Origin of the sequence: Brevundimonas sp., from assembly GCF_041919755.1 — a bacterium.
Lineage (GTDB): Bacteria > Pseudomonadota > Alphaproteobacteria > Caulobacterales > Caulobacteraceae > Brevundimonas.
The window spans coordinates 75782-98742 of sequence record NZ_JAYRTD010000005.1 but is presented as its reverse complement, the minus strand read 5'-3'; the positions used below and the strand labels follow the sequence as shown (position 1 = coordinate 98742).

Genomic DNA, 22961 nt, shown 5'->3' with positions numbered 1-22961 from the left:
ACGCAAAGACGCCCGGCGACGCTGTAACAATAGTTCAAGTGGGTGTGACGGCGGCCTTGGCGGCGGTGGCCTCGGGCTGTGGCGCAGACACGCGGACCACATAATCGCGCGGGTCCGCAAAGCCCAGAACGGCTCTCGCCCGCTCTTCCAGAAGGTCACGCGACAGCGTGTCGGTGCGCAGATACTGGACCCGCACCTCCAGGTCGCGACGCTGTTCCATAACCTCGGCCAGTTGGGCCTGACGCTGGCGTAACAGAGCGTCCCGCTCCTGCCCACTCAGCAGGCCGCGCGACCCGGTCAGGGCCTGAACACCCAGATAGGCGATCAGAAACAACAGGACGGCGGACGGTAGGTACGGCTTCATACGCTCTGGCATTCGGGCCGCTCCTTCTGAGCGTGGGCACACGGTTGATCGTGTGTGACCGAAAATGCCTAACGAACCGTAGCTTGGCCGTAACTTCTGCCTACCGGTTCAGCAGCATGCCGGCACCGAAATAGTCGCCCTGATCGCCCAGCATTTCCTCGATGCGCAGCAGCTGGTTGTATTTGGCCGTGCGGTCCGAGCGGGCCAGAGACCCCGTCTTGATCTGTCCGCAGTTCGTCGCGACGGCGAGGTCGGCAATGGTCGAATCCTCGGTCTCGCCCGAGCGGTGGCTCATCACGGCCGTATAGCCCGCACGGTGCGCCATATCGACGGCGTCGAGCGTCTCGGACAGGGTGCCGATCTGGTTGACCTTGACCAGGATGGAGTTGGCCAGACCCTCGCCGATGCCGGCGGCCAGGCGCGCCGGATTGGTTACGAACAGGTCGTCGCCGACGATCTGGACCCGGTCCCCCAGACGGTCGGTCAGCAGTTTCCAGCCGTCGAAGTCGTCCTCGGCACAGCCATCCTCGATCGAAACGATGGGGAAGCGTTGGCACAGGTCCGCCAGATAGCCGACCATGGCGTCGGCCTCGAAGGTCTTGCCCTCGCCCGCCATGACGTATTTGCCGTCCTTGAAGAACTCCGTCGCGGCCACATCCAGCGCCAGATGGAAGTCTTCGCCGGCCAGATAGCCCGCCGCCTGACCGGCACGGGTGATGAAGCTCAGCGCCTCCTCGGCCGAGGCCAGGTTGGGGGCAAAGCCGCCTTCATCGCCGACATTGGTATTGTGACCCGCGTCCTTCAACTGGGTTTTCAGGGCGTGGAAGATTTCCGAGCCCATGCGCAGGGCCTCGGAAAAGCTGTCGGCTCCGGTCGGCAGGATCATGAACTCCTGGATGTCGATCGGATTGTCGGCATGAGCCCCGCCGTTGATGATGTTCATCATCGGCGTCGGCAGAACGCGGGCCGAGACCCCGCCCAGATAGCGATACAACGGCAGGCCCGACGAAATCGCGCTGGCCTTGGCGCATGCCAGAGACACGCCCAGGATGGCGTTAGCACCCAGACGGCCCTTGTTGTTGGTGCCGTCCAGCGCGATCAGGGCCTCGTCAATGCGGCGCTGATCCTCGGCGTCCATGCCGGACAGGGCGTCGAAGATCTCGCCGTTGACGGCGTCCACAGCCTTGCCGACCCCCTTGCCGCCCCACAGCGATTTTTCGGCATCACGCAGTTCGACGGCCTCATGCGCCCCGGTCGAGGCCCCCGAAGGCACGGCGGCGCGGCCGAAGCTGCCGTCGTCCAGAATGACATCCACCTCGACTGTCGGATTGCCGCGGCTGTCAAGAATCTGGCGGGCGACGATGTCGGCGATATCGGTCATGGGTCAGGCTCTGCTGTCAGGAAGGTCGCCGGGGTTTAGCGCAAGCCCCGGCGATACGCCAACCTCGAGGGTTGAAGCGTCAGGCGCAGCCTTCGACGTACTGGATGCTGGGCCCGCCGGCAGCGACGTACTGAACCGTGCCCTCAGGGCCGATGTGATAGCTGATGCCGCGCGCCGCCGGGTCTTGAACATAGCCCGCACCGCCGCCGCTGGCCCAGGCCGTGATATATTCCGCCGGGGCTGAACTGTATTTGTGGGGCGTGACCGACGCCACATCGCCATAGGCGGTCTTGATCGCTGCGGCCTGATCGCCCACGCCGAAGCCGCGATCGGTCTTCACCGTCGCGCCGCGGCTCAGCCAGACACTGGTGACCACCCCATTCTCGACCATGACCATCAGGCCGGTCGGAGCCCGCTCGGGGCGAAACAGGTCGCAGGCGGCAGGATCGGCTCCACCAACCGATTCGGTCGAGGCGTCGGGACCGACGGCAGCCTCGACTTCCGCGCGTGTCATGCCGACCCGAATATTGCCCCAGCCATTGGGCGACAGCGCGTTCGCGTCAACGACCGCGGCAGGCGCGTCCGGTGTCGCCACCGGCGGAGGCACGGCCTCGGTGGCAGCCTTCTCCGGGTCCGGCGCATTGCAGGCCGCCAGAGCCATGACTGAAGCGGTCACCAGGATGGAGCGGAACATGGACGATCTCCTTGAAGGTTCAGGAGAAGATCAAAGCACGAAAACGGCGCGCGGATGACCGCGCGCCGTGAAATCCGTCTGTCGCCCCGCTGATTCGCCAGCGAGACTTTCAGCCGAAGACCTTAGTCTTCCTTGGGCGTCAGCACCTGACGGCCGCGATAGGTGCCGGTCTTCAGGTCGATGTGGTGCGAACGGCGCAGTTCGCCCGTGTCCTTGTCTTCGGTGTAGGGATTGGCTCCCAGAGCGTCGTGGGCACGACGCATGTTGCGACGCGAGGGCGATACTTTGCGCTTCGGAACAGCCATGTCCGTCTCAATCTTCCAGGTCGGCGCCAGACTAGGCGCGAAAACAACAGCGGCGGCCCGAAAGAGCCGCCAGCGAGGGCGGGCTTATGCCCGAACACGTCCACAAGTTCAAGCCTTGCAATCAGCCCGATCAGACGAGCGGTTTCTCCATCACCACGAAGGCCAGATCGTTGCGTCGAGGAATGCCGAAGCGCGGGTCCGTCGCGGGAAACGGACGCGTCTCGCCGGTCAGGACGTAACCGCGCCGCTGATACCATTCGATCAGTTCGCCGCGCTGGACGATGACCGTCATCTCCATGCGCGTGGCGGCATAACGTGTGCGGGCCAGCGTCTCGGCTTCCGCGATCAGCCGACGCCCAAGCCCCTGATCCTGCAGATCGGCCTGAACCGTCAGCATGCCCAGATAGGCCAGACCCTCGCCCTTGTCGGTGACCTGGACGCAGCCGATCAGTTCGCCGTCGCGCTCGGCCAGCAGGATGGTCTGGCTGGGATCGGCGACAGCCTCGTACAGGGCTGGTTCGTCGATTCGCGCGGCATCCAGCAGATCGGCTTCGTGGCTCCAGCCCCGACGCGCGCGGTCGCCGCGATAGGCGTGATGAACCAGCGGCTGGATCGACGGCACGTCCGGTGCCATGGCCTCGCGAAAGACGACCTCAAGCATCCAGCATGTCCGCGACTGCCTCGCCGATGGCCAGCGAACTGGTCAGGCCGGGGCTTTCGATGCCGAACAGAGCCACCAGCCCCGCCAGCCCATAGTCGTCTTGGCCGCGCAGTTGAAAGTCCGGCTGCGGCTCGCCCGGCCCGTGAAGTTTGGGCCGGATGCCGGCATAGTCGGGCGTCAGCGCCCCCTCCGGCAGGCCAGGCCAGAAACGGCGAATGTAATGGGCAAACTCCTCGGCCTTAGCGGGATCGACGGAATAGTCCTCGGTCTCGACATAGGCCAGATCGGGCCCGAACACCGCCTGCCCACCCAGATCCTTGCGATAGTGGGTGCCCAGAGCACCGGGAATGGGCGGCGGATAGATCAGCCGCTCGAACGGGGCCTTGCCGGCCAAACGGAAATAGACGCCCTTGCCGAAATGGCCCTCAGGGATGCGGTCGGCAGGAAAGCCTTCGATCCGAGCAGCGACGCCATGCGCCTGCAATCCCGGCGCGGTGACCAACGACCGCGTGGTCAGGGTCGCCCCGCCCTTCCCTCCCGCTGTGATGGTAAAGCCTCCGTCCGCGAGGGGCTCGGCGCGCTCGAACGGCGTGTCCACGACGACAGAACCGCCCGCATCCTCGATCTCGCCCTGAAGCGCCAGCATATAGTCGTGGCTGGCGAACAGGCCGCTTTCGGGCGACAGGATGGCGGCATGGGCCTTCAGGCCCGGCTCCAGCGCCCGGGCCTGGGCGCCGGTCAGATGCTCGAGCCCCTCGACGCCATTGGCGGTGGCCTGCTGGAAGATGGCCTCGATCCGCTCGACCTCGGCCTCTTCGGTCGCCACGACCAGCTTGCCGCATTTGCGATAGTCGATCTTGTGGCTCTCCAGATAAGCATAGAGCGCCCGCCTGCCCTCGACGCAGAACCGCGCCTTCAGCGTGCCGGTCGGATAGTAGAGCCCGCCGTGTATGACCTCGCTGTTGCGCGACGAAACCCCCTGACCGATGTGGCCTTCCTTCTCCAGCACCAGAACCGTCAGGCCCCGCTTCGCCAGCGCCCGCCCGCAGGCCAGACCGACCGCCCCCGCCCCTACGACCGTCGCGTCGAAGTCAAAGCTCATCCGCCCGGTCCGTAACGTCGCTTCGCCTCGGCCTCGAAACTGGCGATCAGGGCCCCAACAGCGCGGTCGAAGTTGGCCTGGAGCGCGGCGTTCAGCAGTGGCGACCGGAAGGCAAAGTCGATGATGAATTCCAGCCGCGTTCCCTGGGGCACGGGGTGGAAGTCCCAGCGGTTCTTCAGATGCCGGAAGGGACCGCGCAGCAGGCCAACCTCGACGGACGGTGCGTTCGGATCGTGACGCACCCGAGTGGAGAACCGCTCCCTTAGAAAAGAGAATCCGACCGCCGCCTCGGCGTCGAGCAACCGGACCCCCGACGGCTCTTCGCGGCGGTTCCAGACGCGCATGTCCGTGACCCACTTCACAAAGCGGGGATAATCCTCGACATCCGCCACCAGTTCGGCGAGCTGGTTCGGCGCATAGGGCAGGATGCGTGTGACGCGATGGATGGCCAAGTGCGGGTCAGCGTCCAGTGCTGGCCAGACGCGCAGCCTTCAACCGCGCGAAGTCGTCCCCCGCATGGTGCGAGCTGCGGGTCAGCGGGCTGGACGACACCATGAGGAAACCCTTGGCGCGGGCGATGGCCTCATAAGCCTTGAACTCTTCGGGGGTCACGAACCGCTCGATGGCGGCGTGCTTGCGGGTCGGCTGCAGGTACTGGCCGATGGTGATGAAGTCGACGCCGGCGGAGCGCATGTCGTCCATCACCTGCATGACCTCCTCCTTGGTTTCGCCCAGGCCGACCATGATGCCGGACTTGGTGAATTGGTTGGGGTCGCGCTCCTTGACCATCTGCAGCAGGCGCAGGGAGTGGAAGTAGCGGGCACCGGGCCGGATCTTCAGATAAAGCCGCGGCACGGTCTCCAGGTTGTGGTTGAAGACGTCGGGGGTCGCATCGATCATCACTTCGGCTGCGCCGTCCTTGCGCAGGAAATCGGGCGTCAGAATTTCGATGGTGGTCTGCGGGGCCTGGCGGCGGATCTCGCGTACCACCTCTGCGAAGTGGGCGGCACCGCCGTCATGCACGTCGTCGCGGTCGACCGAGGTGATAACGACGTGGTTCAAACCCAGCTGCGCCACGGCCAGCCCAACCTTGCCCGGTTCTTCCGGATCGAGAGGCTGGGGCAGGCCCGTCTTGACGTTGCAAAAGGCGCACGCCCGCGTGCAGGTGTCGCCCATGATCATCAGGGTCGCGTGCTTCTGGCTCCAGCACTCGCCGATGTTGGGGCACGCCGCCTCTTCACAGACGGTGTGAAGCCCCTTTTCCTTCACGATGGCCTTGGTCGCATTGTACTGGCCCGATCCGGGGGCCTTTACCCGCAACCAGTCGGGCTTTTTCAGCACGGCCGTCTCCGGCCGGTTCTGCTTTTCCGGGTGACGCAGTTCGGACGGCGTTTTCCTGAGAGTGTCGATCAGGGTGACCAAGGGCGTCGCGGCTCCGTCGCTGGGCGAGACCGCTATGTCGTCGTTCCGGGCACGGAAGGCAAGGCAAGTGCGGCGCTCACGCAAGGTAACATATCTTTTCAAGCGCGGCCCGCCCCTCTAGTTTGCGCGGCTCGATACGAAGGCTGCGGGCCAACCGCATCCGCACGGAGGTGAGTTCTTGCGCGTACCCCTGGACCCCAAGCTCAAGCAGCAGTCGCTGTTCGATGCCCTGATCGCCGCCCGCGAGACCTATGGCGACAAGGAGATTCTGGAGGATCAGGACCGCAACCCCCTGACCTATACCGGCCTGATCCGCGCGGCCTTCGTTCTGGGCCGCAAGATCGCCGCGATGACGGCCCCGGCCGAGCGGGTGGCCATCATGCTGCCCTCCAGCGTGGGCGGCGCGGTCACGTTCTTCGGCCTGCATGCGTATGGGCGTCAGCCGGTCATGCTGAACTTCACCGCCGGTGAGCTGAATCTTAAGGCGGCGCTGAAGGCCGCGGGCGTAAAGAAGATCCTGACCGCCAAACGCTTCATCGATCAGGCCAAGCTGGACGATCTCGTCGCGGACCTGGGCACGGTGGCCGAGATCGTCTGGCTGGACGACGTACGCAAATCCATCGGGCTGCAGGACAAGCTGTTCGGCCTGATGGCGGGGCTGATGCCGCGCCGCTTTCTGGTCAAGACCGCGCCCTCGTCGCCGGGCGTTGTGCTGTTCACCTCCGGCAGTTTTGGAGCGCCCAAGGGCGTGGTGCTCAGCCAGTGGAACCTGGTCGCCAACTGCCGCCAGGTGAACCAGCATATTCCGCTTGACCCGGACTGGGTGATGTTCAACCCCCTGCCGACCTTCCACTGTTTCGGCCTGACCGGCGGCGTGCTGTTGCCGCTGTTCCAGGGATTGAAGGCCTTCCAGTACCCGTCGCCCCTGCACGCCAAGCAGATCGTAGAACTGCTGCCGCAGGTGAAGGCCTCCATCCTGTTCGCCACCGACACCTTCCTGAACCAGTATGCGCGGGTAGCTGGGCCCGACGACTTTTCCAGCCTGAAGTTCGTGGTCGCCGGGGCCGAGCGCGTGCGCGACGAGACGCATCATCTGTTCAACACCCGCTTCCATGGCCTCAAGTTGCTAGAAGGCTATGGCGCGACCGAGACCTCGCCGGTCGCCGCCGTCAACCATCCCGACCGAAACCGGCCCGGCACCGTGGGCCAGATCCTGCCCGGCATGAACTGGCGTTTAGACGATGTGCCCGGCATCACGGAGGGCGGGCGACTGTATCTCCAGGGCCCCAATGTCATGAGCGGCTATCTGTCAGCCACGGATCCGCAGGTGATCGAGCCGCTGGACGGAGGCTGGCACGACACCGGCGACATCGTCTCCCTGGATGACGAGGGCTATATCGCCATCCTCGGCCGGGTGAAGCGGTTCGCCAAGATCGGCGGGGAGATGGTGTCCCTGACGGCCGTCGAGGGTCTGGCCTCGGCCGTCTGGCCGGAAAACCGCCATGCGGTCGTATCCATTCCCGACGCCCGCAAGGGCGAGAAGCTGGTCCTGATGACCGACCGGATGGATGCCGAGGTCGCGCGCCTGACCGAATGGGCTCGCGAACATGGGGCTCCTGAACTGGCCGTGCCCAAAAAGATCATGCGTGTCGCCGAGGTCCCCGTGCTGGGCACCGGCAAGACAGACTATGTCGCCATTCAGAAGCTGGTTCAAATAGATCAGGCTGCTTGAGCCATCACCTGCGGAAAATCCCAACCAACTCCACGTGCGTGGACCACAGAAACTGATCTATCGGCGTAACCTTCTCCAGCCGAAAGCCAGCGTCGATCAGCACGCGGGCATCTCGCGCAAAGGTCGCCGGATTGCATGATACCCCGACCACGACACCGGCCTTCGTCCGCGCGATCTGACACGTCTGTTCCAGCGCGCCTGCGCGGGGTGGGTCGATGACGATGGCCTCGATACCCTTCAAATCGAACGGCGACAGCGGGCGGCGGAACAGGTCGCGCGCCTCGGCTCGAATGGTTTTCAGGCCTTGCGCCGTGCCGATCCCGGCCTTCAGCGCCGCGATGGAGCTGGCGGACGAATCGGCGGCCATCACGCTGGCGACCTCGGCCAGAGGGAAGGTGAAAGTGCCCGCACCGCAAAACAGGTCCGCAACCGTATTCGCCCCCTTCACGGCATCCACCGCCCGCCGGACCATCTCCGCCTCGGCTCTCGGCGCGGCCTGCAGGAAACTGCCTGATGGCAGGGGTACACTGGCCCGACCGAACGTCACGCGCGGCTGACGTTCCATCATCAGCACCTCGCCATCCAGGCTCAGCCGCGCCAGCCCGGCCCGTGCAGCGGCTGCGATCGCCAACGCCCGGACATCGCCGGTCAGTCCACCGGACTTCTTTTCGACGCCCGTCACGTCGACATCCAGCCCCGTATCGGTCAGCGTGACATGCAGTGTCGGGGCCGACTTCGGATGGCCCAGAAACGGCGCTGCGACGTCTCGGAACGCCGGCAGGGCCGCCGTCAGACGCGGGTCCGACACCGGACAGTCGGTCAGTTCGACCAGCCGCCACGACCGCCTCGCCTTGAAGCCCAGAACCACCCGCCCGTCCTCGGCCCGTCGCGCATGCAGGGCCAGTCGCCGGCGGCTGGCGGCCGGCACCGCCACTGTCGCCTCGACCACCGCATCGATTCCTGCGCGCGCCAGGGTCGCGACCACCAGTTCCCGTTTCCACGCCAGATAGGGCGCATCGGCCCAGTGCTGCATGGGCGCGACGCCGCATTCGGCATAGGTCTGCGAATGAATCGGCCGGCGGTCCGCGCTCGGCTGAATCAGGTTGAACTGCTCCATCCGCCCGGCGTGCACGGCCCCCTCGACCATCTCCCCCGGCAGTGCTCCCGGCACGAAGACGGGGCCGTCGGTCGTGTCGGCGATCCCGTCGCCCTGGTGCCCCACGCGGGCGATGGTCAGCGTCTGCGTCATGGCGCCCTTCTAGCGATTTATCGGCGGGGCGCGAAACATGAACGAAGATGAACGCGACGCTCAATCGCCGTTCAGCTTCGCAGGCCTAGACAGCGATGCAACAGGCAGCCGGTCCAGCCGTTGGGCCCGTTATCCGTTAACGATTTCCAGGAACACGTCATGTCCGTTCTGTCCGCCAGATCCGCCGTTGCCGCAGCCGCCGCCCTGGCCACCGTGGGGTTCAACGCCCTGCCTGCCTCGGCCCAGAGCTACTATTCGCAAAACTACGGCACCGGGGCCTACAGCCAGCCCTATGACTACAACAGCCGCTACTATGGCAACGACCGCTACAGCTACGACTATTGCCGCAACGATCGCGGCCAGCGTCAGGGCGCGGGTACCTTCATCGGCGGTGCTGCCGGTGCTATCGCCGGTTCGCAGCTGGCCGCCCGTGGTCGTCGCACCGAAGGCAGCATTCTGGGTGGCGTCGTCGGGGCCGTGATCGGCAATGCCGTGGGCCGCAACTCGGCCGCCAACTGTGAGGCCTATCGGTCAAACTACTACGACGATCGCGCCTATTCGGCCCCGGTCTACGACGACCGCTACTATGACGACCGATATGACGATCGCTACTCGGACAGCCGCTACGTTCAGGTCTATCCGTCGCCCAACTATGAGTACGGCGACAACTACTCCAGCCGCTATTCTTCCAGCTATGGCTACGGCAACACCGATCGCGACGGTTGCCGACTGGCGGAAAGCCGCATCCGCCTTCCCGACGGTCGATCGGAGACCCGCTATGTGCGGACCTGCCCCGACCAGTTCGGCCGCTATCGCGTCGTCGATTAATTTTCAGCCCCCCTGTCGATCGGCGACGTGACGGGAGCCGCCGGTGGAGCAATCCGCCGGCGGTTTCTTAATTCCTGGGTGCTAACGCAAGGCTCGCGAAGCCTCGCTGCGTGAGCGCGACAGCTCGCTAACGCTTCTTCGCCCAGAGCAGGAACTCGACATTGCCGTCGCCGCCCGTGATTGGGCTATCCGTCGTAGACTGAACACTCCAGCCGACACTCTCCAGCCAGGCTGAGACCGAGGCGACGGCCGCAGCGTGCGCGACCGCGTCCTTAACCACGCCCTTCTTTCCGCCCCCCGGTCGCTCGGCCTCGAACTGTGGCTTGATCAGGGTGATCAAATCGGCCTCTGCGGACGCCAGAGCGAGTGCCGCCGGCAACACCTTGGCCAAGCCGATGAAACTGGCGTCACAGACGATCAACTGGGGTGCGTCGGGGATGTTATCCGTCGTCAGCGACCGCGCATCGGTCCGCTCCAGATTGACCACGCGCGGATCGGCGGCCGGTCGCGCATGAAGCTGCCCCTGCCCCACATCCACCGCAAACACCTTGGCCGCGCCCCGCTCCAGACAGACCTCGGTAAAGCCGCCCGTGGACGCACCGACATCCAAGACTACCCGCCCCTCGACCGCGACCGGCCACAGGCTCAGCGCATGATCCAGTTTCATCGCCCCGCGCCCCACCCAGCGATGCGCCGGCTCGGCGAGGATCACCGCGCCTTCCTCGACACGCTGGGAGGCCGAGCGGGCGGGAACGCCATCGATCGTGACCCCGCCCGCCTCAATGGCCGCCTTCGCCTTGGCGCGACTTTCGGCCAGGCCACGCGAGACCAGCTCGACGTCCAGACGCGGCATATTCCGTCTCTCCTGTAACCCGGCGACTTGCGCGGGCGTATGCCATCTCGAAGGGCCCCGCAACGGTGGCCGGGAGGATGCCTCATCATGCTGCGTTTCGTTCTGGCCACGCTGATGGCCGTATCGCTGACCTTGATCGTCGGCAGTTCTCAGGCCTGGACCCAGTCCAGGACCTTTCCGCCGGTCCATGCCGCCGCCGACCGTCTGGCGCTGGGCGGCCATGACCCCGTGGCCTATTTCACCGAGGGTCAGCCCGTCGCAGGCGATGCCGCCATCACACTGGACTGGAACGGCGCCACCTGGCGTTTCGCCACCACCGAACACCGCGCGATGTTCGAGGCCGATCCTCAGGCCTTTGCGCCCCAGTTCGGCGGCTACTGCGCATGGGCGGCCAGTCAGGGCTATATTGCGCCTGGCGATCCGACAGTCTGGCGCATCGTCGATGGCCGACTGTATCTGAACTTCAACGATCGCGCCCGCATGCTGTGGGAACAGGACATCCCCGGTGCCATCGCCAGGGGCGAGGCGAACTGGCCCCGCATCCTGACGCACAACCAGGGCTGACCCGTCTCAGCCCACCGCGTCCAGCCGCGCCAGCGCGGCCTGCAACCTCGCCCTGCCCGCCTCGGCTTCGGCCAGCTTCTCGCGCTGCTCGTCGACGACCTCAGGTGCGGCGCGGGCTACGAAGTTGGGATTGCCCAGCTTCTTGTTGAAATGGCCGATGTCGCTTTCGAACGTTGCGATCTCCTTGTTCAGACGCGCGCGCTCGGCCTCCAGATCGATCAGCCCGGCCAGCGACAACGCCGCCGTCGCCCCGCCGCTGACGAAGGTCACGGCCCCTTCAGGTGCGGCATGCACCGTCGCCACTTCGGACACGCGCGCCAGCATCAGGATCAGGTCGCGGTGTCGTGCGATCCGCTCCGCCGTCGTGTCAACGGGCGACACGAAGCTGAGCGGCGGCTTGACCGAGGGGGCAATACTCATCTCCGCCCGCAGCTGACGCACCTCGGTGACCAGATCGACCAGCCAGCCGATTTCGCTTTGCGAAGCCGTGTCGATGAAGCTGTCCGGCAGGTCCGGCCAAGCCGCGCCGATCAGGGTGGCCTCCGACCGCGCCGCGCCCTCGTCCGCCAGCTTGTCCCACAGTTCCTCGGTGATGAAGGGCATGACCGGGTGCATCAGCTTCAGCGTCTGATCCAGCGTCCAGGCCGTCATCGCCCGCGTCTCGGCCTTGGCGGCTTTGTCGGTGCCCTGGAACACCGGCTTGGCCAGCTCCAGATACCAGTCGCAGAACACGTTCCAGACGAAGCGATACAGCGCAGACGCCGCATCGTCGAACCGCCCGCCCTCGATGGCCGACGACACCTCGCGCTCAGCCTTGGCCAGTTCGCCGCGCACCCAGCGGTTGATGGTCTGCTCGACCGTCGCCGGGTCGAAGCCCTCGACGCGCCGCGCCTCGTTCATCTGGGCAAAGCGTGCTGCATTCCACAGCTTGGTACCAAAGTTGCGATAGCCTTCAATGCGTTGGCGGCTCAACTTGATGTCGCGTGTGCCCGACAGGATGGCCATGGTGAACCGCAAGGGGTCGGCCCCGAGTTCGTCGACGATGGTCAGCGGATCGATGACATTGCCCTTGGACTTCGACATCTTCTGGCCCTTCTCGTCGCGGACCAGGCCATTGATGATGACCCGCTTGAAAGGCACCTCGCCGTCCATGAAATGCAGGCCCATCATCATCATCCGGGCCACCCAGAAGAAGATGATGTCCGCCGCCGTGACCAGGTCGCTGGTCGGATAGAACCGCTCCAGATCCTCGGTCTTCTCGGGCCAGCCCATGGTCGAGAACGGCCACAGGGCCGAGCTAAACCAGGTGTCCAGCACGTCCTCGTCCTGCGTCAGCACGACCTCGGAATCATAGTCCGACATCGCCTGCTCGCGCGCGTCCTCTTCCGTCTCGGCGACATAGATTTCGCCATTCGGCCCGTACCAGGCCGGGATGCGATGCCCCCACCACAGCTGGCGTGACACGCACCACGGCTCGATGTTGCGCAGCCATTCGAAATAGATCTTCTCATAGGACTTCGGCTCGAACACTGTAGCGCCCGTCTCCACCGCCTTGATCGCGGGTTGGGCCAGGGTGTGGGCATCGACATACCACTGGTCCGTCAGCCACGGCTCGATGACCACGCCGGACCGGTCGCCGTGCGGAACAACGTGTTTGGTTTTCTCGATCTCGCGCAGCCAGCCCTCTTCCTCGGCGCGGGCGACGATCGCTTTGCGGGCGGAGAACCGATCTAATCCCTGCAAGTCGATTGGGATAGTTTGGAGCAGGCTTAGGATTTCTGGATCCTCATCGACCTGATCGCCCCTCGTACCCCTGAAGGCGGCGTTGTGGTCGATGATGCAGGCGTCGGCGTCGAGAATATTGATTGTTTCAAGTCCTGCGCGCTTGCCAACCTGGAAGTCGTTGAAGTCGTGCGCCGGCGTGATCTTGACTGCACCAGAACCCTTGGTCGGATCAGCATACTCATCAGCGACGATGGGGATCAGCCGGTTCGTGAGCGGCAGACGCACCTTTGCGCCCACGATCGCAGCATAGCGCGCGTCCTTCGGATGCACCGCCACACCCGTGTCGCCCAGCATGGTTTCCGGCCGGGTCGTCGCCACGACGATGAAGTCCCGCGTCTCCCACTCCGTCGCCTTGCCGTCCTCGTCGAAAGCGATCGGATGCTCATAGGTGACGCCATCCGCCAGCGGATAGGCGAAATGCCAGTAGTGGCCCTCGACCTCGCGCTGTTCGACCTCCAGATCGCTGATCGCCGTCTGGAAATGCGGATCCCAGTTGACCAGCCGCTTGTCGCGATAGATCAGGCCTTCCTTGTGCAGTTGCACGAAGACCTTGCGCACCGCTGCGTTCAGCCCCTCGTCAAGCGTAAACCGCTCGCGCGACCAGTCACAGGAGGCACCCAGGCGGCGCAACTGCTGCACGATGGTGCCGCCGCTCTCGGCCTTCCATTCCCAGATTTTCTCGACAAAGGCGTCGCGGCCCATGTCGCGGCGTCCGACATTGCCCGCCGCCGCCAGCTGGCGCTCGACCACCATCTGGGTTGCGATCCCGGCGTGGTCGGTGCCCGGCAGCCACAGTACCGCCTTGCCCTTCATCCGGTGATAGCGGGCCAGGATGTCCTGCAGCGTATTGTTCAGCGCATGGCCGATGTGCAGCGACCCCGTCACGTTCGGCGGCGGGATGACGATCGAATAGGCTTGAGCGGCACCCTCGGTACGCGGCGCGAACAGGCCCGACGCCTCCCACATCGCATACAGGCGGGGTTCGGCGGCCTTGGGGTCGAAGGTCTTGTCGAGCATGGCGGATCGTTTCGTACGAAGGCGGGTCGGAAATGTGAAAAGGGCGGCCCCTGCCGGAGCCGCCCCATTCGGTTTAGTCGCGGGTGAGGCGAAGGGCTAGCCGGCGTTGCGCGCGATGCGCTCCACTTCCTTGCGTACCTCCGCCTCGACGATGCCCGGCAGATGGGCGTCGAGCCATTCCTTCAGCATCGGACGCAGCAGGCTGCGAGCCAGTTCGTCGATGGTCGGACCGGCCACGGCGGGCGCACCCTCGGTCGGGCGGCGGGCGGCGCTGGCCAGACCGGCAAAGGCCGAGGCCGCGCTGGCGGCCGCACTGTCACCGACCAGGGTGTCATAGGCCGGCGCGGGTGTCGGAGCGGGCGCAGGCGCGGGCTCGGGGAAGGATTCGCTCAGCGGCGTGCTCGGGAACGGCTCAGGCTCGTCCTCGCCCGACGACACATCCAGGTCGCCGATGCTCTGCTCGGCCGGGGCGTCATAGGTCTCGGTCAGTTCCAGCACATCGTCCTCGACCGGCGCGGGCTCAGGCGTAGGTGCTGCCGCAACGGGTTCAGGCGCAGGCTCTGGGGCCGCTTCGGCCTCTGCCTCCGACTCGGCCGCCGCGACAGGCGCATCGTCTTCAGAGATGATCCGGCGAATCGACGCCAGGATTTCCTCCATCGTCGGTTCCTGGGCGGGCTGATCAGTCATGGCTTAACCCCAAGGCGCGGCACGGCGCAGTCTCATCGAACGGTGCGCGCATAAAGCGTGACCACCGCATGACCTGTCGTCGCATCTCGCCGCGTCATAATCAACGGGCGTTTTTCGCCTGACAGGCGAAGCCTTCTGCGGCTCCGCGATCAGTTCTGCGGCGCGGTCGAGATGACTTCCGACTTCAGCTGCCGGTCGATCGGTGCATCCTCGGCATCGTTGGCGGGCACGACGGGGGGCGCGGCGATACGGTCGATCGTCTCGATGATGCCGTCCCACGGCAGGGCACCGCGATTGCGCACGCGGTTGTAGTTGATCTCGGCGTCATAGACCTCGATGTTCGGGTCCAGATCCTGGCCTTCCAGACGACCCATGGCGGCCAGGAGCTGGGCCTGAGCGACGTATTCGTTGCGGCGAGCACTGGCCAGGGTGACCTCGGCGTTGCGCAGCTCCAGCTCCTGGTTCAGCACGTCCAGCGTGGTGCGCAGACCGACCTGCGCTTCCTGACGCACGCCCTCGGCCGCGACCGTGGCGGCACGAACCGCTTCCGTGCCCGCCAGCAGGCTGGATCGCGCCGATAGCGACTGGGCAAACGAAGCACTAACGGACTGCAGCACATTACGACGCTCACCCTCGACGCGCAGTTGCGCCACATTGGCACGTTCCAACGCTGCGGCGACGCGCGACTGGTTCAGGCCGCCGGTGAACAACGGCACAGAAAGAGACGCCCCGGCCTGGAAGCTGGTGCGGTCGCCCAGGTTGAACCCCGACAGGTCGTCAGTCGTAGCACCGTAGGAACTGGTCAGTCGTACCGACGGCATATACTCCGCCCGCGCCGCCGCCACCTCAGCCTCGGAAGCCTGCAACGTATAGGTCGCAGCCCGCACCGTGGGATTGTCCTGAATGGCGACGTCAAGCGCCGCATCGAAGTCCGTCGGCACGCCCGGCAGGGCCGGCATCGGCTCCAGCGTGCCCGGGGCCTGACCGACGACGGCGGCATAGGCGGCGCGCGACACCGACAGCTGGGCCCGCGCATTGGCCAGGTCGGCGTTGGACTGGGCCAGACGCGCCTCGGCCTGGGCCACGTCGGTACGGGTGATCTCGCCGACCTCGAACCGGGCCGAGGCCTCGTCCAGCTGGCGTTGCAGCACGGTCAGGTTCGACTCGCGGATTCGCAGGATTTCGACGTCGCGGATCACATCGGCATAGGCCTGGATCACCGAGGTCAGCACCTGCTGCTCGATGTCTCTCAGGTTTTCGCGCCCGGCCAGGATATTGGCCTCGGCGGCGGTGATGGCGTGGCCGATGCGACCGCCGGAATAGATCGTCTGGCCCAGGCCGATGCTGACGCCGGCCGAGGTGCTGTCGTCGTTGGACGTCGGCACATTGATCGTGGTGTCGGGGATGCCGTCGCCGTTGCTGTCGACCTCGCGCTCCCCGCCGCGCGTGCGGCTGAAGCTGTAGCCCACGTCGCCATTGACATCGATCGTCGGTCTCAGACCGGCTCGCGCCTGCACGACCGATTCGTCCAGCGCCCGCTGGCTGGCGCGCTGGGCCAGCAAGGACGGGTTGGTCCGATAGGCCAGGGCGATGGCCTCTTGCAGCGTGTCGGCCCAGGCGGGGGCGCTGATCCCGGTGACGATGGCCACGACGGCGACGGAGGCGAGCGCGCGAGCACGTTTCAACATGACTATTCCTGCCTGACGTCAACGAAACAGCGACGCCTGTGTATCCCACGGTCTGATGCGAGAAGGAGAGCACTCGCGCCAGTTAAGTTTTTTTCACGCAGGCCATCATGACCTCCGTCGTTCCGACCTACAGCGCAAAGGCCGGCTTGGGCATCAGGGATGCCAGAAACGGCGGGGCCGCGTCGAACAGTTCGCGCCGCGACACGCCGCCCTCGCCCTTCACATACAGCACCGCCTTGCCCGCCGGCCCTGTCCGCTCGACGACGGCCAGACGGCCACCGGTGTTTAAGGCCTTCAGCCAGGCTTCGGGCCGTCCCGGCACCGCGGCCTCACAGACGATCACGTCATAGCCTTCGCCCGAGGCGTCGCTGAACGGGGCCACGACGGCGTCAATCCCTGCGTCGGACAGGGCGGGTGCAACCACGTCCAGCACGGCCTGATCTTCTTCCTGGGCCGTGACGCTCAGCCCGGCCTCGGCCAGCACAGCCGCCGCATAGGGGGCGGCGATCGCCAGGGCCTTTTCTCCGACCTGCGGCGACAGCGCCATCAGCAGCTTGGACAGATCCCGCGCCAGCATCAGTCGCCGCCCGCTGGCGATCTCGACCTCGACCTCGGCATAGGCGGAAAAGGCCCGGTCGGCCGGCACGAAGCGCTCGCGCGGCACGGCCAGCATCGCGGCCTGCAGGGCGCGGTCCGTCACGTCGTTCACGCGCACCTGGCTGTCGACCATGATCTTGCGGGCAGCGGAAAAGTCCATCGGGCGTCCGTTCGTGGGCAGAGGTCGGAAATCTGCGGCGCTTATAGGTCTGTCCGTTGCGGCGGACAATCCGATCTGATAGCGAACGCCCCTCGCGATGGTGCGGTCGTTTCCGAACGGCCCGATGGCCTGATGGCGGAGTGGTGACGCAGAGGACTGCAAATCCTTGCACCCGGGTTCGATTCCCGGTCAGGCCTCCATCGCGACCTTCCCCAAACCCACTCTCCCGCCCTCGCGCTCACGGCGTCAGGTGATGCAGCGCTATGCCGGCTGCCGTCGCGACGTTCAGCGAATCGAACCCTGCGGCCATGCGAATGCCGACGGGTCTGCATCGCGCGATCACCTCGTCAGGCAGGCCCGGCCCCTCCGCCCCCACGACCAGGGCCGTCCGGCCAATCCGCCTGACCTCCAACAAGGCCTCGCTGGCCCCGCCGGTCATGGCCAGAACCTCGAAGCCCGCAGCCTTCAGCGTGGCGACCGCCTCGACCGCGTCCAGCCTCGTGACCATCGGCGTCCGCAGCACCGCTCCGACCGACACCCGGATGGCCTTCCGATAGAACGGGTCGCAGCAGGTCTGGTCCAGCAAGACCGCCGCCGCACCGAACGCCGCCGCATTCCGGAACAGCCCGCCCATATTGTCGTGATTGCCGATCCCGCAGGCCATCAGCACCACGGCGTGGGAACCCATCGCCTCCAGCGCATTCGGCAGATCAACCGGCTCCGGCTTCCGGCCCAGCGCCAGAATTCCGCGATGCAGGTGCAGGCCCGCGATCCGGTCCAGAACACTCTGCTCCGCCACATGGACCGGCACATCGTCGCCGAGCCGTGCCAGAAGCGGGCCCAACGCCTCAACCCGCTTCGAATCGATCAGCAGGCTGATCGGCCGGCACAGCGACTGCGGCGAGGTCAGCACGTTCAGCACCACCTCTCCCTCGGCCACGAACAGGCCCTGCCGACCCGTCAGGTCGCGCTCACGAATGTCCAGAAACCCGGAAACACGCGGATCGGCGGGTTCTTCGATGCGGATCATGGCCAAGGTGCGATATTTCCGTTGCGCGGTGCCGATGGGCGCTGCTATAGCGCCCGCCTTCCCGAAAGGAAGTTGTTCCGCGGTAGCTCAGTGGTAGAGCAGCCGACTGTTAATCGGCTGGTCGTAGGTTCGAATCCTACCCGCGGAGCCATCCTTTCGCTTCTCCCGACATCGATAGACCATTCGGCGATGGGCCAAGAAAAAAGCCCGACGCGTGCGCCGGGCTCAAAAAGTTCGGTGATGGTGGGTGTCTCACGAAAACCGGAAGACCGTCTCGGGTTGAAGGGAATCGGTTAGCGAAAGGTGAACAGGCTCACCGCGCATCCGGCAGCCACGCCGTCTGCAACGCCCCGCCTTCGGCCCAAACTACCCGCCAACCTTCTCCGGCCCGCTCGCGTCGGGGCGTCTGACCGCCTGCCTCCCCCTGCCCCGGCCAGACAAAGACCCGGTCGCCGATGAGGATCTGATCCCCGCTCGCCTCTGGGCCCAGGACAATGTTCCATTGTCCGGCGGCGTCCGGAAAAGCCTGTAGCGACACTTCGCCAACCGTTACCGGCAGGGTCTGCGTCCCCTGCGCCATCCGTCCGGCCAGACGCCGGGCCTGTTCGTCGCTGTCGATGGCCCCCAGGACGGGCGCTCGATCAAGGCGGCGCGTCGGTCCGCCGGCACGCAGGACGGCGATCGGCCCCTGTCCGCCGGCCGGAATCAACAGGGTATCCGGTGAAGGGGCCGCGTCCTGTCCGACCTGGGTCTCCGGCTTCAGCCACAGGTCCTGAGCGGGTACCTCCATACGAAGATCGAATTCGCCATCGTCACCGGCCACAGCCGCATAGGCCGCTCCCTCGGCGCTGCGCAACACGATCCGGGCCCTGGCCTGGGCCGACCCTGACAACCGCACCTCGCGCCCGTCCACCTGTGCCGCCTCGATCACCGGGGTCTGATTCCACGCTGAGGGAGACGAATCACCCTCGGCCTTGCCCGAACCCCCGTCTTGCGACGGCGTGCAGGCACTCAGGCCCAGGCCTGCGGCAAGCATCAGGCCCGTCGCTGCCGCTATCGTCGCATTCCGGTACATCGCCCGTTTCATCGCGCCGCCCGCAAGGATAGGAGTAACGCCTCTGATAGCGCGGCGTGGCCCGCGCTGTCTTCATTCATTACTCGAGGCTCCATGTCGTCACCCGTCACCATCCAGCCGTTCGACGGCCTTTCCGTCTGCCTGTTCTGCGGCTCTTCGGAGACCGTTCGGCCCGAATATCTGGAGGCGGCGCGCGAGGTCGGTCGCCAGACGGCCAAGGCAGGCTGGCGGCTGGTCTATGGCGGCGGCGGCGTCGGGTTGATGGGGGCCTCGGCCCGCGCCGCACACGAGGCGGGTGGGCGCGTGCTGGGCATCATGCCGGGCTTTCTGCGCAGCCGGGAACGCCTGTTCGACGACGTCGAGACCCTGGTCGTCACCTCTATGCACGAGCGCAAGACCCTAATGTACGATCAGTCGGACGCCTTCATCGTCGCCCCCGGTGGCGTCGGCACCCTGGAAGAAGCGATCGAAATCCTGTCGTGGAAGCGGCTGGACCTCCACCACAAGCCCGTCATCTTCCTGAATCTGAATGGCTTCTGGGACGCCCTGATGGCTGTCATGCGTCACAGCGTCGAAGAGGGCATGACCCCCGCCTCCTTCCTTCAGGCCTGGGTCGTCTGCGACACGGTCGAGGAGGCAATGGGCGCGATCCAGCAGGCGGTTCGCGACGGCGGCGACACGCCACACTTGCAACATGATCAGCGATAAGTAATCGTCGATCATCTGGTGAGCGTCCTGTTTCGAAACGCGACTTGACAGTTGCTAATAGAAACTGACACTGACCGCCGGACGGCGTTTGTCGCCTCCCCATCGTCGGAGATTTCCCATGCGTGCCTTGTTCATTGCCGCCGCACTTCTGGTCGCGGCTCCTGCTGTCGCCCAGGTGCCTGCGTCCAGCGCCGTTCTGGCCGACGCCGCCAAGGCTCCGGCTGGTCGCACCATTATCGACGGTGCCGCCTGGCGCTGCGAAGGCGCGACCTGCACGGCCACGGGCGGAGCCAATCAGCCGGCACCCCGCGCCTGCCGCCGCGTCGCCGCCCGCTTCGGAGCCGTGACCGCCTTCACCTACAAGGGCACTGCCCTGACCGCCGAACAGATCGCGGCCTGCAACGCCTGATCAGACCAGCACAAACCAAGATCAAAAAAGGCCGCCCTCCTTCGAGAGCGGCCTTTTTCCTGTTCGACTGACCGCGGCGATCAGGCCGTTTCGCCCCGCAGCCGTTGCGCGATCCGCTCGCGCCCGATCAGCGGAGCCAGCGTCGCCATGTCCGGCCCATGCGGCTGACCCGTCAGCGCCAGCCTCAACGGCATGAACAATGCCTTGCCCTTGGCCCCAGTCGCATCCTTGACGGCCGCCGTCCAGGTGGACCACAGCGTCTCGTCCACCGCCTCCGGCAGAACCGCCAGTGCCGCCGCAGCAAAGCCTGCATCCTCGATCACCGGCGTCACCGGACCGCGAACGATCTTCGCCATTTCAACGACATCGGCGAAGGTCTGAAGATTGCCTCTCACCGCATTCCAGAACGCCTCACCCAGATCAGCATCATGCTCGGCCAGCCGCGGACGCGCCGTCGCATAATCCATCACGTGCAGGGCCTGGGCATTCAGACGATCCAGATCGGCGGTGTCGTAGCGTGCCGGAGAGCGCCCCATCTTGGAAAAGGCGAAACTCTCGCCCAAGGCCTCGACCGAAGCCGCGACCTCTAGCGGATCGGACGTGCCGATCCGGCCCAGATGGCTGGTGATAGCGATCGGCTCATAACCCTGGTCGCGCATGTCGGCGATCGACAGCGAACCCAGCCGCTTCGACAGCGCCTGCCCGTCCGCCCCCACCAGCAGCGGCATGTGCGCGAAACCGGGCACCGGGCCACCCAGGGCCTCGAAAATCTCGATCTGCGCGCCGGTATTGGTCACGTGATCCTCGCCCCGGATCACATGGGTGATGGCCATGTCGATGTCGTCCACGACCGACGGCAGGGTATAGAGAAACAGTCCGTCCTCGCGGATCAGCACCGGATCCGACATCGAACCCGTATCGACCTCGGCGTGGCCGCGCGAGAGGTCTTCCCAGGCCACGCGCCGCCCCTCCAGCTTGAACCGCCAGTGCGGCTTGCGCCCCTCGGCCTCGAACGCGGCCTTCTCGGCCTCGGTCAGTTCCAGCGCGGCCCGGTCATAGATCGGCGGCAGGCCGCGCGACAGCTGAACCTTGCGCCGACGATCCAGCTCTTCCGACGTCTCGTAACAGGCATATAGCCGCCCCGCCGCCTTCAGCCGCTCGGCCGCCTCTTCGTAGCGATCGAACCGCTTGGACTGATTGTACCGCTCGTCCCAGACCAGACCCAGCCAGGTCAGATCGTCCTCGATCCCCTGTTCGAACTCGGGCGTCGACCGCGCCAGATCGGTATCGTCGATGCGCAGCACGAACTTGCCGCCCTGTCCCTTCGCAAACAGCCAGTTGACCAGCGCCGTGCGGACATTGCCCACGTGCAGTTTTCCCGTCGGCGACGGCGCGAAACGAACCTTGATAGTCATGGAGATGCGACCCTGAAGCGAGGCGCGTAGGTCGCGCTCTCACCGCCTCAAGTCAAGGCATGGCAACCTTGTCAGTCGTCGCGGTGAACCCGCTCGCGGCGTTCGTGGCGTTCCTGAGCCTCGACGGACAGGGTCGCGGTCGGCCGGGCCTCCAGACGACCCAGGCTGATCGGCTCGCCGGTTTCCTCGCAATAGCCGTAGGATCCGTCCTCGATCCGGCGCAGGGCCTCGTCGATCTTTGAAATAAGCTTGCGCTGACGATCGCGTGTGCGCAATTCAAGAGCTCGGTCGGAAGCCGACGAGGCGCGGTCCAGCAGGTCCGGATGGTTCTCGGTCTCGGCCTTCAGATTGATGACCGTGCCTTTGGATTCCCGCAGGATGTCATCTTTCCACGCCAGCAACTTGCCCCGAAAATAGGCCAGCTGACGATCATTCATGAACGGCTCGGCGTCGGATGGGCGATACTCGACCCCGTCCTCGGCCTTGATAGACGCTATTGCGTTCATCGACCCACGCTCTCAACAGACGCCCCCCTTGGCGCAATCCTGCCTATAGGGATGCGTGCGAGTCTGGGCAACACGGCTCTTCAAGCCATGAACCGGCTACGCTTCATCATTCCGCGAGGCGTGACATTTCTTCATCACCCGGCGCTCTATGAAGCCGAATAGCCAAAGAAATCCGGCAGCTTATGCTGCGCTGCGGCGCAAATCGGCCTTGGCAAGTTCGACCGCGGCCCTGAGGTCGATCTGATCCAGCAGCCCTGTCAGAGACGCATCCTCCTCGTGTGGCCGTTCCTCGCGCATGACCCGCGCGAGCCTTTCCAACGATCCATCACCCGCTTCACCGGACAGCAGGGCCAGCTTCAACTCTTCCAGCCGATCCAGAATCCCGCTGCCTCTCCGGACGGCGCGGCGCCGCCGCTCCATCACATCCTCGACCCCCTGTAGGGCCATCAGAGCCGAGACATCACCGACACTGGCCGGACCCGCCGTAGCTGAAGCCGCCTGCGTCGACCCCGCTGCACCTGTTTGAGGCAGGCTGAACCCGCCACCGGCGCGTGCGGGCCGCGCGGTCTGCGGCGCAGACGGTCCTGACGGGCCTGTGACCTTCATGGGAATGGACTCCGTGACACCGCGCCACCTTCGCGGCGCACCGTCACTGTTTGGTTAATGCCTCGGCAGATTCTGCCGCGCCAGCCCGGCGGACTTACGCTCCGGCCTCTGTAATCACTCATG

Annotated in this window: 24 protein-coding genes and 2 tRNA genes; 7 read left to right on the top strand and 19 right to left on the bottom strand. The window is 65.6% G+C overall.

What is annotated here, in order from left to right; all coding sequences use genetic code 11:
• Window positions 1-34: 34 nt before the first annotated feature.
• The 8 genes from ACE3TH_RS08285 to lipA form a co-directional block, all read right to left on the bottom strand.
• Window positions 35-376 carry a septum formation initiator family protein gene (locus tag ACE3TH_RS08285; RefSeq protein WP_374599114.1) on the bottom strand — a complete coding sequence of 114 codons (342 nt, stop codon included), beginning with the start codon at window positions 374-376 and terminating at the stop codon, window positions 35-37.
• Between the two features lie 88 nt (window positions 377-464).
• Window positions 465-1745 carry a phosphopyruvate hydratase gene (gene eno / locus ACE3TH_RS08280; RefSeq protein WP_374599112.1) on the bottom strand — a complete coding sequence of 427 codons (1281 nt, stop codon included), beginning with the start codon at window positions 1743-1745 and terminating at the stop codon, window positions 465-467.
• A 79-nt stretch (window positions 1746-1824) separates the two neighbouring features.
• Entirely contained in the window at window positions 1825-2439 is a 615-nt protein-coding gene (locus ACE3TH_RS08275; RefSeq protein WP_374599110.1) for a hypothetical protein, read from the bottom strand.
• A gap of 122 nt (window positions 2440-2561) precedes the next feature.
• Window positions 2562-2744 carry a 50S ribosomal protein L32 gene (gene rpmF, locus ACE3TH_RS08270; protein ID WP_271086171.1) on the bottom strand — a complete coding sequence of 61 codons (183 nt, stop codon included), beginning with the start codon at window positions 2742-2744 and terminating at the stop codon, window positions 2562-2564.
• 130 nt (window positions 2745-2874) lie between these two features.
• The gene (locus ACE3TH_RS08265) at window positions 2875-3405 is read right to left on the bottom strand and encodes a GNAT family N-acetyltransferase (RefSeq protein ID WP_374599108.1); all 531 of its coding nucleotides are present in this window, start codon (window positions 3403-3405) and stop codon (window positions 2875-2877) included.
• Entirely contained in the window at window positions 3398-4507 is a 1110-nt protein-coding gene (locus ACE3TH_RS08260) for an NAD(P)/FAD-dependent oxidoreductase (RefSeq protein ID WP_374599106.1), read from the bottom strand. Before ACE3TH_RS08260 ends, ACE3TH_RS08265 begins: the two co-directional genes overlap by 8 nt.
• Entirely contained in the window at window positions 4504-4959 is a 456-nt protein-coding gene (locus tag ACE3TH_RS08255) for a type II toxin-antitoxin system RatA family toxin (RefSeq protein WP_374599105.1), read from the bottom strand. Before ACE3TH_RS08255 ends, ACE3TH_RS08260 begins: the two co-directional genes overlap by 4 nt.
• 7 nt (window positions 4960-4966) lie before the next feature.
• Window positions 4967-5929, bottom strand: a complete 963-nt coding sequence (lipA, locus tag ACE3TH_RS08250) for a lipoyl synthase (RefSeq protein ID WP_374599340.1) — start codon at window positions 5927-5929, stop codon at window positions 4967-4969.
• Window positions 5930-6107: 178 nt separating this feature from the next.
• Here lipA and ACE3TH_RS08245 point away from each other — a divergent pair, with 178 nt between their 5' ends.
• Window positions 6108-7661: an AMP-binding protein gene (locus ACE3TH_RS08245; protein WP_374599103.1), complete on the top strand. Its 1554-nt coding sequence runs from the start codon at window positions 6108-6110 to the stop codon at window positions 7659-7661.
• 4 nt (window positions 7662-7665) lie between these two features.
• On the opposite strand, the gene ACE3TH_RS08240 is transcribed toward ACE3TH_RS08245, so the two are convergent.
• Window positions 7666-8910, bottom strand: a complete 1245-nt coding sequence (locus ACE3TH_RS08240) for a class I SAM-dependent RNA methyltransferase (RefSeq protein WP_374599101.1) — start codon at window positions 8908-8910, stop codon at window positions 7666-7668.
• A gap of 159 nt (window positions 8911-9069) precedes the next feature.
• Here ACE3TH_RS08240 and ACE3TH_RS08235 point away from each other — a divergent pair, with 159 nt between their 5' ends.
• Window positions 9070-9738 (top strand): glycine zipper 2TM domain-containing protein, encoded by a 669-nt coding sequence (locus tag ACE3TH_RS08235; protein WP_374599099.1) that lies wholly within the window; start codon window positions 9070-9072, stop codon window positions 9736-9738.
• 127 nt (window positions 9739-9865) lie between these two features.
• Here the strand turns inward: ACE3TH_RS08235 and ACE3TH_RS08230 are convergent, their stop codons facing one another.
• A complete protein-coding gene (locus tag ACE3TH_RS08230) occupies window positions 9866-10591 on the bottom strand; it encodes a TlyA family RNA methyltransferase (protein WP_374599097.1) in 726 nt (241 codons plus the stop codon).
• Window positions 10592-10678: 87 nt separating this feature from the next.
• On the opposite strand from ACE3TH_RS08230, the gene ACE3TH_RS08225 reads away from it, so the two are divergent.
• Window positions 10679-11155 (top strand): YHS domain-containing (seleno)protein, encoded by a 477-nt coding sequence (locus ACE3TH_RS08225; protein WP_374599095.1) that lies wholly within the window; start codon window positions 10679-10681, stop codon window positions 11153-11155.
• 6 nt (window positions 11156-11161) lie between these two features.
• Here ACE3TH_RS08225 and ACE3TH_RS08220 read toward each other — a convergent pair whose 3' ends face one another.
• The 4 genes from ACE3TH_RS08220 to ACE3TH_RS08205 all read right to left on the bottom strand — a co-directional run bounded on the left by ACE3TH_RS08220 (window position 11162) and on the right by ACE3TH_RS08205 (window position 17089).
• Window positions 11162-13957 (bottom strand): valine--tRNA ligase, encoded by a 2796-nt coding sequence (locus ACE3TH_RS08220; protein WP_374599093.1) that lies wholly within the window; start codon window positions 13955-13957, stop codon window positions 11162-11164.
• A gap of 96 nt (window positions 13958-14053) precedes the next feature.
• Window positions 14054-14644, bottom strand: a complete 591-nt coding sequence (locus ACE3TH_RS08215; RefSeq protein ID WP_374599091.1) for a DUF2497 domain-containing protein — start codon at window positions 14642-14644, stop codon at window positions 14054-14056.
• 149 nt (window positions 14645-14793) lie between these two features.
• Window positions 14794-16332 (bottom strand): TolC family outer membrane protein, encoded by a 1539-nt coding sequence (locus tag ACE3TH_RS08210; protein ID WP_374599089.1) that lies wholly within the window; start codon window positions 16330-16332, stop codon window positions 14794-14796.
• Window positions 16333-16459: 127 nt separating this feature from the next.
• The gene (locus ACE3TH_RS08205) at window positions 16460-17089 is read right to left on the bottom strand and encodes a protein-L-isoaspartate O-methyltransferase (protein ID WP_374599087.1); all 630 of its coding nucleotides are present in this window, start codon (window positions 17087-17089) and stop codon (window positions 16460-16462) included.
• Window positions 17090-17215: 126 nt separating this feature from the next.
• Here ACE3TH_RS08205 and ACE3TH_RS08200 point away from each other — a divergent pair.
• Window positions 17216-17289 (top strand) — tRNA-Cys (locus ACE3TH_RS08200).
• A 38-nt stretch (window positions 17290-17327) separates the two neighbouring features.
• Here the strand turns inward: ACE3TH_RS08200 and ACE3TH_RS08195 are convergent.
• Entirely contained in the window at window positions 17328-18119 is a 792-nt protein-coding gene (locus ACE3TH_RS08195; RefSeq protein WP_374599085.1) for a TrmH family RNA methyltransferase, read from the bottom strand.
• A 76-nt stretch (window positions 18120-18195) separates the two neighbouring features.
• On the opposite strand from ACE3TH_RS08195, the gene ACE3TH_RS08190 reads away from it, so the two are divergent.
• A tRNA-Asn gene (locus ACE3TH_RS08190) sits at window positions 18196-18270 on the top strand.
• 162 nt (window positions 18271-18432) lie between these two features.
• Here ACE3TH_RS08190 and ACE3TH_RS08185 read toward each other — a convergent pair.
• On the bottom strand, window positions 18433-19206 hold the full coding sequence (locus tag ACE3TH_RS08185) for a hypothetical protein (protein WP_374599083.1): 774 nt from the start codon (window positions 19204-19206) through the stop codon (window positions 18433-18435).
• A gap of 81 nt (window positions 19207-19287) precedes the next feature.
• Here ACE3TH_RS08185 and ACE3TH_RS08180 point away from each other — a divergent pair, with 81 nt between their 5' ends.
• Window positions 19288-19902, top strand: a complete 615-nt coding sequence (locus ACE3TH_RS08180) for a TIGR00730 family Rossman fold protein (RefSeq protein WP_374599081.1) — start codon at window positions 19288-19290, stop codon at window positions 19900-19902.
• A gap of 118 nt (window positions 19903-20020) precedes the next feature.
• Complete coding sequence (locus ACE3TH_RS08175) at window positions 20021-20311, top strand: hypothetical protein (protein ID WP_374599079.1); 291 nt, start codon at window positions 20021-20023, stop codon at window positions 20309-20311.
• 80 nt (window positions 20312-20391) lie between these two features.
• Here the strand turns inward: ACE3TH_RS08175 and gltX are convergent, their stop codons facing one another.
• From gltX to ACE3TH_RS08160, 3 genes are all read right to left on the bottom strand, one after another.
• Window positions 20392-21726 carry a glutamate--tRNA ligase gene (gene gltX, locus ACE3TH_RS08170; protein WP_374599077.1) on the bottom strand — a complete coding sequence of 445 codons (1335 nt, stop codon included), beginning with the start codon at window positions 21724-21726 and terminating at the stop codon, window positions 20392-20394.
• 71 nt (window positions 21727-21797) lie between these two features.
• A complete protein-coding gene (gene dksA / locus ACE3TH_RS08165; RefSeq protein WP_292174046.1) occupies window positions 21798-22232 on the bottom strand; it encodes an RNA polymerase-binding protein DksA in 435 nt (144 codons plus the stop codon).
• A 180-nt stretch (window positions 22233-22412) separates the two neighbouring features.
• Window positions 22413-22838: a flagellar assembly protein FliX gene (locus tag ACE3TH_RS08160; RefSeq protein ID WP_374599075.1), complete on the bottom strand. Its 426-nt coding sequence runs from the start codon at window positions 22836-22838 to the stop codon at window positions 22413-22415.
• Window positions 22839-22961: the final 123 nt, after the last annotated feature.